The 14,761-nt window shown below is 61.8% G+C and carries 16 protein-coding genes; 9 read left to right on the top strand and 7 right to left on the bottom strand.

Features of this window, described 5'->3' with window-relative positions:
- Positions 1–876 (bottom strand): penicillin-binding protein activator (locus ACIQ36_RS11475; RefSeq protein ID WP_395829312.1); only part of this gene is annotated, 876 nt, incomplete at its 3' end.
- Between the two features lie 124 nt (positions 877–1,000).
- On the opposite strand from ACIQ36_RS11475, the gene rsmI reads away from it, so the two are divergent.
- The 9 genes from rsmI to ACIQ36_RS11430 all read left to right on the top strand — a co-directional run bounded on the left by rsmI (position 1,001) and on the right by ACIQ36_RS11430 (position 9,051).
- The gene (gene rsmI / locus ACIQ36_RS11470) at positions 1,001–1,813 is read left to right on the top strand and encodes a 16S rRNA (cytidine(1402)-2'-O)-methyltransferase (RefSeq protein ID WP_395829310.1); all 813 of its coding nucleotides are present in this window, start codon (positions 1,001–1,003) and stop codon (positions 1,811–1,813) included.
- An 85-nt stretch (positions 1,814–1,898) separates the two neighbouring features.
- A complete protein-coding gene (locus tag ACIQ36_RS11465; protein WP_395829308.1) occupies positions 1,899–2,348 on the top strand; it encodes a carboxymuconolactone decarboxylase family protein in 450 nt (149 codons plus the stop codon).
- 2 nt (positions 2,349–2,350) lie between these two features.
- Positions 2,351–3,217, top strand: coding sequence for an RNA polymerase sigma factor SigJ (sigJ, locus tag ACIQ36_RS11460; RefSeq protein WP_395829306.1), 867 nt, complete (start codon positions 2,351–2,353; stop codon positions 3,215–3,217).
- Positions 3,214–3,594 (top strand): YraN family protein, encoded by a 381-nt coding sequence (locus ACIQ36_RS11455; protein WP_395829304.1) that lies wholly within the window; start codon positions 3,214–3,216, stop codon positions 3,592–3,594. The genes sigJ and ACIQ36_RS11455 overlap by 4 nt, the downstream gene beginning before the upstream one ends.
- A gap of 15 nt (positions 3,595–3,609) precedes the next feature.
- Complete coding sequence (gshB, locus tag ACIQ36_RS11450; protein ID WP_395829302.1) at positions 3,610–4,548, top strand: glutathione synthase; 939 nt, start codon at positions 3,610–3,612, stop codon at positions 4,546–4,548.
- 48 nt (positions 4,549–4,596) lie between these two features.
- A complete protein-coding gene (locus ACIQ36_RS11445) occupies positions 4,597–5,316 on the top strand; it encodes a hypothetical protein (protein WP_395829300.1) in 720 nt (239 codons plus the stop codon).
- A gap of 145 nt (positions 5,317–5,461) precedes the next feature.
- Complete coding sequence (cobS, locus tag ACIQ36_RS11440) at positions 5,462–6,490, top strand: cobaltochelatase subunit CobS (RefSeq protein WP_395829298.1); 1,029 nt, start codon at positions 5,462–5,464, stop codon at positions 6,488–6,490.
- 24 nt (positions 6,491–6,514) lie between these two features.
- A complete protein-coding gene (gene cobT / locus ACIQ36_RS11435) occupies positions 6,515–8,389 on the top strand; it encodes a cobaltochelatase subunit CobT (RefSeq protein WP_395829296.1) in 1,875 nt (624 codons plus the stop codon).
- 137 nt (positions 8,390–8,526) lie between these two features.
- Positions 8,527–9,051: a hypothetical protein gene (locus tag ACIQ36_RS11430; RefSeq protein WP_395829294.1), complete on the top strand. Its 525-nt coding sequence runs from the start codon at positions 8,527–8,529 to the stop codon at positions 9,049–9,051.
- Here the strand turns inward: ACIQ36_RS11430 and ACIQ36_RS11425 are convergent.
- Genes ACIQ36_RS11425 through ACIQ36_RS11400 form a run of 6 tightly spaced genes read right to left on the bottom strand, consistent with a single transcriptional unit; the run spans position 9,048 to position 14,382 of the window.
- Positions 9,048–10,166 carry an aminotransferase class V-fold PLP-dependent enzyme gene (locus ACIQ36_RS11425; RefSeq protein WP_395829292.1) on the bottom strand — a complete coding sequence of 373 codons (1,119 nt, stop codon included), beginning with the start codon at positions 10,164–10,166 and terminating at the stop codon, positions 9,048–9,050. The two genes, ACIQ36_RS11430 and ACIQ36_RS11425, sit on opposite strands and share 4 nt — an antisense overlap.
- Positions 10,163–10,627, bottom strand: a complete 465-nt coding sequence (locus tag ACIQ36_RS11420) for a RidA family protein (RefSeq protein WP_395829290.1) — start codon at positions 10,625–10,627, stop codon at positions 10,163–10,165. The genes ACIQ36_RS11425 and ACIQ36_RS11420 overlap by 4 nt, the downstream gene beginning before the upstream one ends.
- 60 nt (positions 10,628–10,687) lie before the next feature.
- The gene (locus ACIQ36_RS11415; protein WP_395829288.1) at positions 10,688–11,596 is read right to left on the bottom strand and encodes a LysR substrate-binding domain-containing protein; all 909 of its coding nucleotides are present in this window, start codon (positions 11,594–11,596) and stop codon (positions 10,688–10,690) included.
- Between the two features lie 31 nt (positions 11,597–11,627).
- A complete protein-coding gene (locus tag ACIQ36_RS11410; protein ID WP_395829286.1) occupies positions 11,628–12,800 on the bottom strand; it encodes an acetyl-CoA C-acetyltransferase in 1,173 nt (390 codons plus the stop codon).
- 48 nt (positions 12,801–12,848) lie between these two features.
- Entirely contained in the window at positions 12,849–14,006 is a 1,158-nt protein-coding gene (locus ACIQ36_RS11405) for an alpha/beta fold hydrolase (RefSeq protein WP_395829284.1), read from the bottom strand.
- The gene (locus ACIQ36_RS11400) at positions 13,921–14,382 is read right to left on the bottom strand and encodes a hypothetical protein (RefSeq protein ID WP_395829282.1); all 462 of its coding nucleotides are present in this window, start codon (positions 14,380–14,382) and stop codon (positions 13,921–13,923) included. The genes ACIQ36_RS11405 and ACIQ36_RS11400 overlap by 86 nt, the downstream gene beginning before the upstream one ends.
- Positions 14,383–14,761: the final 379 nt, after the last annotated feature.

The raw sequence follows: 14,761 nt of genomic DNA, 5'->3' as shown, positions 1-14,761 counted from the left end.
TACTTGATAGGAGGGCGGCGGCGGCGGATCGGCGCGGCGGCGGTCATATTCCGCCGTGCGCCGGATAATGCCTTGGAAGTCGGTCGCGTTGGCCGGATAGCTATCGGCGCGGACGAGGCTGCCGCCTGCTTGCGGCAGGCCGCGTTCCAGGCTGGCGGTAAGCTGGCGGCCAATCGGCGCATCGGGCACGAGGGCGGCATAGCGGGTTGCCCCTTTCTCCCGCGTGATGGCAATCACGCGCTGCAGCGCTTGCACGGGCGAGAGGCCGAGCACATAGACGCCGGTTTGCGCGACCGAGCGGTCGTTAGAGAAGCTGATGACCGACAGGCCCGCCGCTTTGGCAATCGGCGCAACCTCGGCCACTTGGGCGGCAAACAGCGGCCCGATGATGATATGCGCCCCGGCGGCAACGGCGGCAGTGGCAGCGGCGGCAGACCCATCCTTTTCCGTATCGAAGGGAAGCAGCTTGAAGCCGTCCGGCGCGTGATCGAACACGGCAAGCTGGGCGGCTTCCATCAATCCTTGCCCAACCGCTTGCGCCCGGCCCGTCATCGGCGCGAGCAAGGCAACGCGAATTTCTGGCTTAGGCGCGGGGGCGGAGACCGAGGGGAAGCCCGATCCCGCGCTCCCCGACGGCGGAATAGCTTGGCCCGGCGGCGTTGCGCCATCGGCGGGCAAGGGTCCGGTTTCCACGGGCGTTGGCCCTGCGGGGCGCGACGCCCAGGTGGGTTGCGCCGGTTGTTGCGACACAACGGGCGGCTTTGCTTGCGAAGCGGGGGCCGTGTCCGATACGGTCGGCTTGCTGCCGGGCATTTGCCCGCAAGCCGCCATCAAAAGCCCCAATGCCAGGATCGCCGAGCGCGTGACAGCCGACATCGAAAACCCTACCCCTCGCCGTGTCAAAAACCGCCTTGACCCTACCGAGGAGACCCCAACAAATCCAGCGCAAACCGAGATTTCGGAAGCGGTTGGGGCGGGTTTCTCACCTGGGCTCTATCTGGTGGCGACGCCGATCGGCAATGCCGAGGATATTACCTTACGCGCGCTGAACCTGCTGAAGCGTGCAACCGTAATCGCCTGCGAGGATACGCGCGTGACCGGCCCGCTGATGCGCCGCTATGGGATTCCGACGCCGCTCGTCGCCTATCACGATCATAACGGCGCGGCGATGCGCCCGAAGCTGCTGGCGCGGGTGCGCGCGGGGGAGGTGGTGGCGCTGGTCTCGGACGCGGGAATGCCGCTGATTTCCGACCCCGGCTATAAGCTGGTGCGCGAGGCTCAGGCGGAAGGGCTGCCCGTCACCAGCCTGCCCGGCGCGTCGGCGGTGCTCACCGCCGTGCAGCTTTCCGGGCTTCCGTCCGACCGTTTCCTCTTCGCGGGCTTCCCGGATCATAAATCCGGCGCGCGGCAGAGCCTGTTCCGCGAGTTAGCGAAAGTCCCGGCGACTTTGATTTTCTTCGAAGGTCCGTCGCGCGTTGCCGATAGTCTCGCCGATATGGCGACCGTCTTTGGCGCGCGCGAGGCGGCCCTGGTGCGTGAGATTACCAAACTCTATGAGGAAGTCCGCCGCGCAGCCCTGCCCGATCTTGCCCGCCATTACAAGGAAGCCGGGCCGCCGCGCGGTGAAATCGTCATCGTCGTCGCGCCGCCGGGGGAAGAGGCGGCGACCGCCGAGGCCGATCTCGACACGATGCTGCGCGAGGCGCTCACCACCCACAGCGTCCGCGATGCGGCTGATCTGATCGCAACCGCCACCGGCCAGCCACGCCGGGCGGTTTATGCGCGGGCATTGCAAGTTTCGAAGGATGGCTAATAAGATTTTTGGGCGAGCATGTCACAGGCGGGGGAGGGGCGGCGTCTTAGGGGTGTTGTCATCATTCCTATGAAGGAAACGCCCTATGTCGCACCAACGTTTGAACGCCGTCCAAGCCTGCCCAGACGCCTATAAGGCTCTGATCGGCCTCGAAACCTACCTGCAATCCTGCGGGCTGGAGCATTCGCTCGCCGAACTCATTAAAACCCGCGCCTCGCAGATCAACGGTTGCGCCTTTTGCCTGCATATGCACACCACCGACGCGCGCAAGGCTGGGGAAAGCGAAATTCGCCTGCACCTGTTAGCCGCCTGGCGCGAATCGAGCCTGTATACGGTACGCGAGCGGGCAGCGCTGGGGTGGACCGAGGCCCTTACCTTGGTCGCCCAAACCGGCGCGCCGGATGCTGATTACGCGGCATTCCAGGCGGAATTCTCGCCCGCCGAGCAGGTGCAGGTCACGGCTTTGATCGGTATGATTAATGTCTGGAACCGGCTCGCGGTCGGCTTCCGCTTTCAGCATCCGAAAGCCGCCTAAGCATGAGCACCGCTCGCGCCGCCGCCCAATTCGAAGCGCATCGCCCATTTCTGAAACGGGTGGCGGCGCGGCTGCTAGGATCGCGCGCCGATGCCGAGGATGCCGTTCAAGACGCCTATTTGCGATGGCATCGGGTGGCGGCGACTCAAACCATCGATATGCCGCGCGCCTATCTCATCCGTATCGTCACGCGCCTCTGCTTGGATCGGATGCGCGCTCTGCGCCGCCAGCGCGTCGCTTACGACGGGCCGTGGCTGCCCGAGCCCGAACTGGAGCCGGAACAGGATTTGACGCTCACCCTGCTGCTGGCGTTAGAGCGGCTCTCACCCTTGGAGCGCGCCGCTTTTCTGCTCCATGATATTTTTGGCGTCGGTTTTGCCGATCTCGCCACCAGCCTAAAGCGCAGCGAAACCGCCTGCCGCCAATTGTGCGTCCGCGCTCGCGCCCATCTTCGGGAGGCGCAGCCGCGTTATGCGGTGGATGAGGGCGAGGCAGCGGCGATTTCGGAGGCTTTCTTCAAAGCCAGCCACCTGGGCGATATGGCGGCGCTGACGGCTTTGCTCGCGCCCGACGCGGTGCTCTTGGCCGATGGCGGCGGGATTCGTCTGTCGGTGCGCAACCCAATCCTTGGGCGCGACAAGGTGGCGCGCTTCTTTACCGGCCTTGCTCGCAAGCGCGGCTTTGCTCTGCCGCCGCGTGCCCATATCGGCCCCGTCAATGGCCTGCCCGGCTATGTAACGCTCGAAACCGATGGTCTGCCGCAAAGCACCGCCCTGCGGATCGAAGCCGGGCGCATCACGGGTATTTACATCGTCCGCAACCCGCATAAGCTGCGGGATATGAGCCTTTCTCTTCTCCCTCGTCGATGACCGACCGCCGCGCCCGAGGCCGCGCCGCCTTTCACCGGGGCCGAGGAGCCGAGCGGTTGGCGGTGGCGCTGCTATGGCTTAAAGGCTATCGATTGCTGGGGCGAAACCTGCGCACGCCCTTCGGTGAAATCGATTTGCTGGCGCGGCGCGGGCGCGTGCTGGCGGTGATCGAAGTCAAGGCCCGGCCCGATTTGGCGACTGCCCGCGCCGCGATTTCGCCCCATCAACAGGCGCGACTTTTGAACGCGGTCGCGTGGCTGGTATCGCGCCGGGATGATTTCAAGGACTTGCAACCGCGCTGCGACGCGCTTTTGATAGCGCCCGGAACTTGGCCCCGGCATCTCGTGAATGCCTTCGGGGCCGAAATGCACTTCTAGCCCTATGAGGCCAAAATGAGCTTAACGGTCGCCTTGCAGATGGATCCCATCCACAGCATCGATGTGCACGGCGATAGTACGCTGATGCTCGGGCTCGAAGCCCAACGCCGGGGGCATAAGCTGGTCCACTACCTGCCGCAGAATCTCTCGCTGAAGAATGGCACGGTCACGGCGGTCGGCCACGGGCTGAGCCTGCGGCACGAGCACGGCAATCATTTCGATTTAGGCTCGGAAGAGGAGTTCAATCTCGCCGAGGTGGACGTGATCCTGCTGCGGCAAGACCCGCCCTTCGATCTTGCGTATCTCACCACCACTTGGCTCTTGGAAAAAATCCACCCGCAAACCCTAGTGGTGAACGATCCCGCCTGGGTGCGGACGATGCCGGAGAAAATCTTCGTGACCGAATTCCCCGACCTAATGCCGCCGACGATGATTACGTCGGATCTTCGGCAGGCGGTGGCGTTCCGCGAAGAGCATAAGGATATTATCGTCAAGCCGCTCTATGGCAATGGCGGCGCGGGCGTGTTCCACCTGCGCCCGGACGATGAAAACCTGACGGCGCTGATCGAGCTGTATCAAAAACTCGGGCGCGAACCCTTCATGGTGCAGCGCTATCTGCCGGAGGTGCGCGCAGGCGACAAACGCATCATTCTGATCGATGGCGAACCCGCGGGCGCGGTCCTGCGCGTTCCCGCCGACGGTGAAGCCCGCGCCAATATGCATGTGGGCGGGCGGGCGGTGAAAACCGACCTGACCAAACGCGAGCTTGAAATCTGCGCCCGCATTGGCCCAACGTTGCGCGAGCGCGGGCAAATCTTCGTCGGCATCGACGTGATCGGCGATTACCTGACGGAGATCAACGTGACCTCCCCCACCGGCATCCAACAAATCAACCGCCTCAACGGCGTTACGCTGGAGCGGCAGATTTGGGATGCGATTGAGGGGCGGTTGTAAAGGTTCAAATTAATCGCAATAATTTATTTAGCTATGGAGGAATAAATTTTGTCCAGATTCGGTAGGTCATTGTGGGTTTTTAAAAAAAATAAAATTGAGTGGGAGTGTCTTTCTGATTTTATAAAATCAAAAGATAAAGATTTTTTTATGAAAAGTGACTCGCGGTTCGTCGAGTTGGAAAAAATTTTCTCATTTTTTATTGATGTGGATGATAAAACGATATGTTTTCGGTTTGGGGTGCGAAGTGCATTTAGGCCAAAAGGTAAAACAGGTGTATTGGTTGAAGAGGGGGCGCAGTTGGTTTATTCTTTCGGGGATACAGGGGATATTGCTACTTTTCTCTATCCAGTTTCCTCTGATAGCCTTAAATCAAAGGAAGATTGTCTCATAGTGCGGGTCGGGAATTATACTTGCCATGAAATTAAGAGAAAGATCAGACATGATTTAAAGAAATTATGTTCTTATAGCCATGTCACTAGTATTGATGGAGATTCAAATTTTATGGAGAGGATTTGTGTATTTGTCATGAGGTCTATATACAGTAAAAATGTAGAAAATAAATACGTAAAACCCGCCATATCGAAAAGTTTTTTATCAATATTGGGTATTGTTTCAGGAGCGATTTTGTTTAAATATTTGATGCCAAAAAGCATTATTTTGGCAGTTCTGCTTATTGTTATTTATTTATTCCCAATGAAAAAAAATTCCATTTGTGGTGTGGCAAGTTTCTTATCCATTCCAGTTTCTGATTGTGGGGCAGCCCCCTGATAGAAGGAGCGGCAACCCTCTCCCGCCATAATCCCGCTTGACGCCGCCGCCTTCGCCCGGCTGCAATGTCGGGGCATGAGTTTGGACAGGAACGCGCCCAGAATTTCCCGGCAGGGGAAGGGGTGCGAGATGGGAAGAAGAGACGATGACCTCGACGCAGACGGTTTCCACGCAGGGCGCGCACAGCCTCAATGCTCCCGATACTATGGTGAGCGCGCGGGACGTATTCGGCATCGATACGGACCTGCAGGTTCCCGCCTTTTCGGTTGGCTCCGCCTATGTGCCGGATATCGACCCAAGCTATAAGTTCGACCCGGATACGACGCTGGCCATTCTCGCGGGCTTCGCTTTCAACCGCCGCGTCATGATCCAGGGCTATCACGGCACGGGGAAATCGACCCATATCGAACAGGTGGCGGCGCGGCTCAACTGGCCGTGTATTCGCGTTAATCTCGATAGCCACATCAGCCGCATCGATTTGATCGGTAAAGACGCCATTGTGCTGCAAGATGGCAAGCAAGTGACGGCGTTCCGCGAAGGCATTCTGCCCTGGGCGCTGCAAAGCCCCGTCGCCATCGTGTTCGATGAATATGACGCGGGCCGCCCGGATGTGATGTTCGTCATTCAGCGCGTGCTGGAAGTGGAAGGCAAGCTGACGCTCCTCGATCAAAATAAGGTCATCCGCCCGCACCCGTTCTTCCGCCTGTTCGCCACGGCCAATACGATTGGTCTTGGCGATACCACCGGCCTCTATCACGGCACCCAGCAGATCAACCAGGGCCAGATGGACCGCTGGAGCATCGTCGCCACGCTCAACTATCTGTCGGCGGACACGGAAACCTCGATTGTGCTGGCGAAACTGCCGGACTATCAGACCGACGCGGGCAAAAAGACCGTGGAAGCCATGGTCGCTTTGGCCGATCTCACCCGCGCGGGCTTTATCGCCGGGGATATTTCCACCGTCATGTCGCCGCGTACCGTTATCACTTGGGCCGAAAACGCCAAGATTTTTAACGGCGATGTGGGTTTCGCCTTCCGCCTCAGCTTCCTCAATAAATGCGATGAAGCCGAACGCCCGCTGATTTTGGAATATTATCAGCGTTGCTTCGGGCGCGATCTCGCGGGCCGGGTTGTCGAAACGAAGACCGCACGGGCCACGGGCCGCGTCGCCTAACCCGGATCGGACGAGTTCCCCAGCATGGCCGACGCCGAATCTCCTCTGGAGCAGTTTAAACGCGCCACCACGGCGGCGATCCGCGCGATTGCCGAAAATGGCGAGGTGGAAGTGGGGTTTGGTGCGGAAGCGGCGGGCGTGGTCGGTAAACGCGCCCGGTTGCCCGCGCCCTCCCGCGCCCTGCCACCGGAGGAAGTGGCGCGCTTTCGCGGCGAGGCCGATGCGGTCGCCCTGCGGTTGCGCTATCACGATGCCGCGACGCACCTGAAGCGCCAGCCGATCACCCCGACGGGCCGGGCGATTTTCGAGGCGCTGGAGCAGGCGCGTTGCGAGGCGCTGGGGGCCAACCGCATGGAAGGCGTGGCGCAAAACCTCGGCGCGACGCTGGAGCAGAAGTATCGCCGCCTCGGCTTTGATCGCGTCACCGATCCAACCGATGCGACCCTGCCGGAAGCCGTGCGCATGCTGGCGCGCGAAGCCATGACCGGCAGCCCGCCACCCGAGCCGATTCGTCCGCTAGTGGAAAAGTGGCGCACCCAAATCGCCGAGAAAATCGGCGCCGATCTTGCCGATCTGCGCGCCACGATGGCGGATCAGGAGGCGTTCGCCCGCACCGTGCGGCAGTTGCTGGCCGATCTCGACGTTGAAGCCGGGGAAGCGCTCGACCCGCAAGACCCGTCCGACGATGATGGCTCGGAGGAGGGCGACGATCAGCCGGGCTCCGAGCAGGTTCAGGGCGAGGCCGGCGAAGGCGAGAACGAGGAAGAGCAGGAAAGCCGCAGCGACAAGCGCCCCGATCCGCGCCCTGGCATGGAGTCGGAAAGCGACGCCGATAACGACGAGCGCGACGAGGAGTTTGGCGAAGGCGAGGAAGAAACCGGCGATTCTGCGCCGCCGCCGGGGCAACGCCCGCTCTCCAAAGACCAGGATAATTCCGGCTACCGGCCTTATACCAAAGCTTTCGATGAGGAAATCGAGGCGGAAGACCTGTGCGATGCCGAAGAACTCGCCCGCCTGCGCCTGATGCTCGACCAACAGTTGCAGTCCTTGCAAGGCGTCATCAGTCGCCTCGCCAACCGCCTGCAACGGCGCTTGATGGCCAAGCAAACGCGCAGTTGGGATTTTGATCTCGAAGAAGGGATTCTCGATGCCGGGCGGCTCGCGCGCGTCATCGCTAACCCCATGCAGCCGCTCTCCTATAAGCAGGAGAAGGATACCGACTTCCGCGATACAGTGGTGACGCTGCTGATCGATAACTCCGGTTCAATGCGCGGACGGCCCATTACCATTGCGGCGATGAGTGCCGATATTTTGGCGCGCACCTTGGAGCGCTGCAATGTGAAGGTCGAAATTCTTGGCTTTACGACGCGCGCCTGGAAGGGCGGCCAGTCGCGCGAACGCTGGATTACCGATGGTAAACCCGCAACGCCGGGCCGCCTCAATGACTTGCGGCACATCATCTATAAAGGGGCCGATGCGCCCTGGCGGCGGGTGCGCAAGTCCTTAGGCCTTATGCTGCGCGAGGGCTTGCTGAAAGAGAATATCGACGGCGAAGCTTTGGATTGGGCGCACGAAAGATTGCTGGCGCGGCCCGAACAGCGCCGCATTTTGATGGTGATTTCCGATGGTGCGCCGGTCGATGACTCAACGTTGTCAGTTAATCCAGGCAATTATCTGGAGAACCATTTGCGCAGCGTGATCAAGAAAATCGAAACCCGATCGCCGGTCGAACTTATTGCCATCGGTATTGGCCATGATGTGACGCGCTATTATAATCGCGCTGTAACAATCGTCGATGCCGAACAGTTGGGCGGAACGATGATGGATAAACTTGCCGAATTATTCGATGAAACGAGCAAAATGCCCACCAAACGCGGATTACGACGCACTGCAACATAACTCCGCTGCCAAAATCTTGTTCTTTTGCTAAAGGCTTCACCATTTCGTAAAAACTAGATGGTCTGATCAATTTGGGCCGTGCGTCGGGGAAGCTTCCTGCGTATAGTGGCTTTGATAGTTTGACCTGAAGACAGGCAATGAGCGACCTAGACGTAACGACTCTGGCATCCGAGCTCGCAGAGCTCCGCGAACAACTGGCGTTGATCCAGTCTGAAGTTGCCGCGATCCGACATCCGCGTTCGACGGAAGATCGGATATCGACGGCTGTTTCGGAATTGCGCGCCATCGTATACGCCACCGAAACCGCAACGAACGGGATTTTGGCCGTCGCCGAAGCCATCGACTCGGCCGCCGAATCGATTCCGCGCGCGGCGACTGAAGGCAGTGTCGATATGGCAGTGGAGCAGATCCATTCGCTGGTCGCGAGCCTGTTCACCGAATGCGCCTTCCAAGACATTACCGGCCAGCGCGTGTCTAAAGTCGTGACGACGCTGGAGTTTGTCGAACAGCGCCTTGGGACGATCATTCAGGTTTTAGGCGATGGTTTCGAAGAACTGACCCCGCCGAACCAGGGACCGGCAGGCGGGGCCGATGGTCTCCTGCACGGCCCCGCGCGCAGCGGCGGCGTGAGCCAGGCCGATATCGACAGTTTGTTTGGCTAAGCGCTTAGGCGTTTTAGCGCGGCCCCAAGCCGATCAATTTCATCATCGCCGATTCCCTGGTGCACCGAGGCGCGCAAAAGCGATTCACGACCAAGCGCGGCGAAGAGATACGGCGCGTAGCTCGCTAGATTTGCGGCGATATTGATGCCCTCCCCATGCAGCGCCCGCTGCACGGCCCCCGGCTCCTGCCCAGCGATTTCGAAGGCGACCAGTGGCCCAATCGCGGGCGTGGTGCCGCCGTTGGGCCGGATCAAGCGCAGGCCGGGCACGGTGAGCAGGGCTCGTTCCAACCGGGTCGCGGTTGCAATCAACTCGGCCCCCAGCCTCGCCACGGTGGCCGCGCGCAAGTCCAATGCCGCGCCGAAACCGAGGCGCGTGGCATAGGAATATTCCGCCGATTCCCAGCGCAAAGCATCGCTTTGACGGGCCGAGTAATCGTCGGGCGGCGGCGGGTGCAGAATTTCTTGCGCGCGGGCGGACAGGCCGAGGAGTGCTACCCCGCGCGGCCCTTGCAGATATTTGCGCCCGCTGGCGGTCAGAATATCAATGCCCTGCAAGCCCATATCGAGCGGTAGCCAACCGATCGACTGGCTGGCATCGACGGCGACCAGCGCGCCGACGGTTTGGGCGAGAGCGGCAATGGCGGCAATCGGCTGAATCGCCGTGCCGCTGACCGAAACGCTGGTAACGGAGACGAGCCTAACCCGTTCGTCCAGCATCTTGGCCAAAGCGTCGAGATCGGTCAGGTGATCGGGCGTCATGGGGATGGCTTCCACCGTTGCGCCCGCTTCTGCTGCAACGGCTTCGAAGGCCGACACGGTGCCGCCCCATTCGGACGGCGCGCACAAAATCCGATCACCGGGGCTTAGCCGCAACCCGCTGGCAACGAAGCTCAGCGCCCGGCCTTGGCCCTCGGTGAAGGCCACCTGCCCCGGCGCGGCCCCGACAAGGGCCTCCGCCGTCCGGTGCATCGCGGCCAATCGGGGGGCGACGGCGATGGCGGCTTCGACCGGGCCGATGGCCTGTTCTAAGGCGAGATGATCCGCAATCGCCGCGCGCGCTTCCGGCGGGCAGGGGGAGGCGGCGGAATGGTTGAAGTGCAGGCGCGGGATCATAGTGTAACCTCGAAGGTCGCATCGACTTCCACCATCACCCCGCGCGGCAGGGCGGCAACGCCGACGGAGGTGCGCGCGTGGCGACCGATTTCACCGAAAACGCTCAACATGATATCCGACGCGCCATTCATCACTTGGCTCTGCTGAGTGAAATCGGGCGTGCAGGCGATGAAGCCGTTCAGCTTTACGCATTGTTGCACCCGGCTCCAATCGCCGTTCAGCGCGATTTCGACCTGGGCGAGGATATTAAGGGCGCAAAGCTGGGCGGCGGCTTGGCCTTGCTCAACTGTGGCATTTTCCCCTAAGCGACCAAAAAACTGCGCCTCGCCATCGAGTTGTGGGATTTGGCCCGCGATGTAAAGCGTGCCTTTCGGGCTGAGCACGAAGGGCGCATAGGCCCCGCCGGGGCCGGAGGCTTTGGGCAGGGTCAGGCCAAGGGCGGTCAGGCGGTCGCGGATCATGGGAGGCTCCTCAAGAGATAGGGGAGTGTCAGCCTGCTCCATCCTGCCGAGGCGCGCGACTCAAGTTCCTGCGGAGGGAGTATGAGTTTGATTCATGTTGACGGTCTGCCGGAGCCAAATCCGCACCGCCAAAAGCGCCGGATCATCAACACGGGCGGGATCGATAATCGACCAATGGCCGAACACCCCCACAAGGCAGGGTAACGGCAGGGCAATCAAATCGCCGCGCGCGATCAGCGGGCCGACGAGGTTGAGCCGGCCCATCGCGACACCCAGCCCGTCGCGCGCCGCCTGCACGGTAATATTGTAATCGGCGAGCGCCTGTTGCTGCGGGATCGACTCCAATGCGATTCCTTGCGCGGCGAGCCAGTCGCGCCATTCCCAGGTATCGCTTGGGTGCAGCAGCCGATGCGTCAGCAAGGTTTCCAGCGTTGGCGCGGGGTAGTAGGACGGGGCGATAACGGGGACGAGGGTTTCCGGCAGAAAACACTCCGTTAAACCCTCATAACCTCCTTTGCCATACCGTAGGGCAAGATCGACCTGCCCGGCTATGGGATCGACCCAGCGAACACTCGGCTCCAGCACAAGCTCGATCTCGGGATGGGCGGCCTCGAAGGCGGGCAGGCGGGGCATCAGCCAATGGGCGGCGAAGGAGGCCAGCAGCGTCACGCGGATTTTTCGGCGGGGCGCGGCGGCCTCAGCCTCAGCCCGCGCGGTGCGGGTGGCGGCGATCATCCCAGCGAAAGCTTGGCGGATGGCGGTGTGATAGGCGGCCCCGTGGGGGGTGAGCGTCAGCGGGCGGGTGCGCTCGAACAGCGACAAACCCAACTCGTGCTCCAGCGTTTGAACGTGACGGCTGATCGCGCCTTGGGTAACGCAGAGTTCGTCCGCCGCGCGGGAAAAACTCAAATGCCGCCCGGCGGCCTCAAAGGCGCGCAGGGCGGCGAGATTGGGGAGCGGGCGGGGCATTTAGGCGGCCCCGCCCGCTGGTTTGAAAAGCCTACCGCTCAACCGTCAGCGCCACGCCCATACCGCCGCCGATGCACAAGGTGGCGAGGCCGCGTTTGGCGTCGCGCTTTTGCATTTCATGGAGCAGCGTGGTCAGCACGCGGGCACCCGACGCCCCGATGGGATGGCCGAGGGCAATCGCGCCGCCGTTGACATTGACCTTGCTGGTATCCCAGCCGAGGTCTTTATTCACCGCCATGGCTTGGGCAGCGAAAGCTTCGTTGGCTTCGATCAGGTCGAGATCGTCGATGGTCCACCCGGCTTTTGCCAGCGCGGCGCGGCTGGCGGGGATCGGCCCCGTGCCCATGATGGCGGGATCGACGCCGGCGGTGGCCCAGGAGGCGATGCGCGCCAGCGGGGTCAGGCCGCGCTTTACGGCTTCTTCGGCGGACATCAGCACGAGGGCGGCGGCACCATCGTTGAGGCCCGAGGCATTCCCGGCGGTCACGGTGCCGTCCTTATTGAAAGCGGGGCGCAGTTTCGCAAGGCTCTCCGGCGTGGTGCCGTGCTTCGGATATTCGTCCTGATCGACGATAATATCGCCCTTGCGCGACGAGACCGTCACAGGGGCGATTTCATCTGCAAAGCGCCCGGCCTTTTGCGCGGCTTCGGCCTTATTCTGCGAGGCGGCTGAGAAAGCATCCTGCTCTTCACGGCTAAGCTGCCAGCGCTGGGCGATGTTTTCGGCGGTAACGCCCATGTGATAGCCGTGGAAGGCATCGATCAACCCGTCGCGCAGCATCGTATCCTGCATTTCGGCGGCACCCATCTTGGTGCCCGAGCGCAGGTAGAGCGTATGGGGGGCAAGGCTCATGCTTTCCTGACCGCCCGCAACGATGATGTTGGCATCGCCATTGCGGATCGCTTGGAAGCCCAAGGCGACCGTGCGCAGGCCCGAGCCGCAAAGCTGGTTGATGGCGAAAGCCGTCTTTTCCTGCGGAATGCCCGCGGCCATCGCGGCTTGACGGGCGGCATTCTGGCCGGTGGCGGCGGTGAGGACTTGGCCAAGGATGACTTCATCTACGTCCGACCCATCGACCTTAGCGCGCGTCAGCGCGGCGCGGATGGCGATTTCGCCAAGCTTATGGGCAGGCAGGCTGGACAGCGCGCCGCTGAACGACCCGATGGGGGTGCGGGCGGCGGCGACGATTACGACATCGGTCATCTGGTGATTCTCCCTCGAATGCGGCGTTCAGCCGATTGTGAGAGGAGCTTACGGGGTCCCGCCCAACGGGTAAACATCTTCCCCCATGACGAAGGCGCGAATCGGCTCCCACACCAGCGCAGGCGCGCGCGCGCCGACCATCATGCCGATATGGCCGAGGCCGATTTCGTGGGTCAGCCCGCCGGGGATCGCGTGGGCAAGGGCAAGGGCGCTCGCGGGTGGCACGATGCGGTCGGCTTTCGGTACCAGCGACAGGGTTGGCATCGTCACATGGGCGGGGCGGATCGGGCGGCCCGCAACGCGCCAACGCCCCTGCGGCGGGTTATTATCCCGATACCAGCCGCCCAAGGTTTCCCGCGCCACCGGAGCCACCAGCGGCACGCCGTCGTTCAGCCAATCCTCCAGCGCGACGAAAGCGCGCGCCGGGCCGCCGTCGGGCGCGAGGCGGGCGAAGGCTTCGAACTTGCGGGCGATTTGCAGCGGGTCGATCCCAGCGAAGAGGGTTTGGATCACGTCGATGGGCAGGCCCTGGTGCCAATCGATGGTCTGCATCAGCGCGGGCAGCGCCGCCGTTAGCCGCCGCGCTTGGCCGGGGTCGCTATGGAAATCCCAGGGGGTTGCGAGCAGCAACAGGCGTTCGACTAGGGTCGGGTGCCGTTCGGCGGCGGCCAGGGCCAAGAGCCCGCCCATGCAGTAGCCGAGCAGCCCGACGCGCCCGCCCGCTTGCGCGCTCGCCAACGCTAGCGCCTCGAAAATCGGGCCTTCGATATAGTCGGTGAGGGTGAAATCAGCCTCATCGGGTCCCGGCGTGCCCCAATCCATCAGCAGCGGGCGAAGGCCTTTGCCCGCGAGCCAGCGCAGAAAACTGCGCTCCTCGGTAAGATCAAGAATATAGGCGCGGTTGATCAGCGACGGCAGGCACAGCAGCAGGGGGCCTGTCGCGCCGGGCTCGCTGTAATCGAGCAGGCGGATATTGCCCCAGCGCGCCCGTTCCTGCGGATCGTGTAGGTTTCGGCGATAGGGATGGTCGCGGTAGCGCTGTACCCCCGTCAGAAACGCCCCGAGCCGCCGCCGCCCCGCCGCTTCGACGGCCTGGGTAAAGCGGATGGGATCGAAGCCGCTAGACTCGGCCGCGCCGCCGGTAGGGTTTAGGGGGATGCCGGGGGCCGGGGGAAACCCGCCCGAGATCGGCGGTGGGGGCGGCATCAGCCCCTTCAAGATCGGCCAACCGCTGCTCCACAGCAGCGAGGCGGGCAGCGAGCTTGAGTAGAAGCTCCAGCAACTCAGGAGATGCAGCGGCAGCGGGCGCGGCCCCAAGCGGGGGGGCGGATCGGCCTGGGAACGGCTGTGAGGCGGCGGGGTCGACAGCACGATAGGCGGGTCCCGAAGCAGAAGAGGGCGCTGACGCCGCGTGTCCTGGCGGTGGGGTGAGCCCCCACAGCGCCCAGAGCCGCGCCATCGATTCCGTTGTCGCCGGATCGCTCGCCCAAGCGGACACCTGCCCTTGCCACAGATCGAGGAACTGTTCGGCAAGCGCATTCAGGTCGGGCGCATTGGGGTCGGGCGGGGGCCGGGTCGACATGGGGGCACTATACCGCAGCCCATCAAAACCGTCCGTGAAAATTGCAAATCTTTCGGTGATGCTGCGCGAATAGATATTTCACAGGGATATTTTACAATATTTTGACGGCTTCCCGGATATGCCGAAAAAAAATTTCCTTAACTTTATTGATTTTTCTCCGATGTATTGTTACCGAGAGAAATGCAAAACCTAGAAGAATGACAACTGAATAGATGAACGTCCAGCTACCATCATAGAAATACCTATATCTTATAGATCTGAGGTAATCACCAAAGTCGTTAATGGCGTTTTTATTTATTTCGAGCAGGCTGCTTTGATTGTTTCCATCAAATATTAAGTTGAGAATGTAGAAAGAGTTTCGAAAAATATAATTTTCATA

The sequence above is a fragment of the Elstera sp. genome, assembly GCF_044372965.1.
Classification (GTDB): Bacteria; Pseudomonadota; Alphaproteobacteria; order Elsterales; family Elsteraceae; genus Elstera.
Note: the sequence above shows the minus strand (reverse complement) of the source record. Positions and strands in the feature narration are given on the sequence as shown.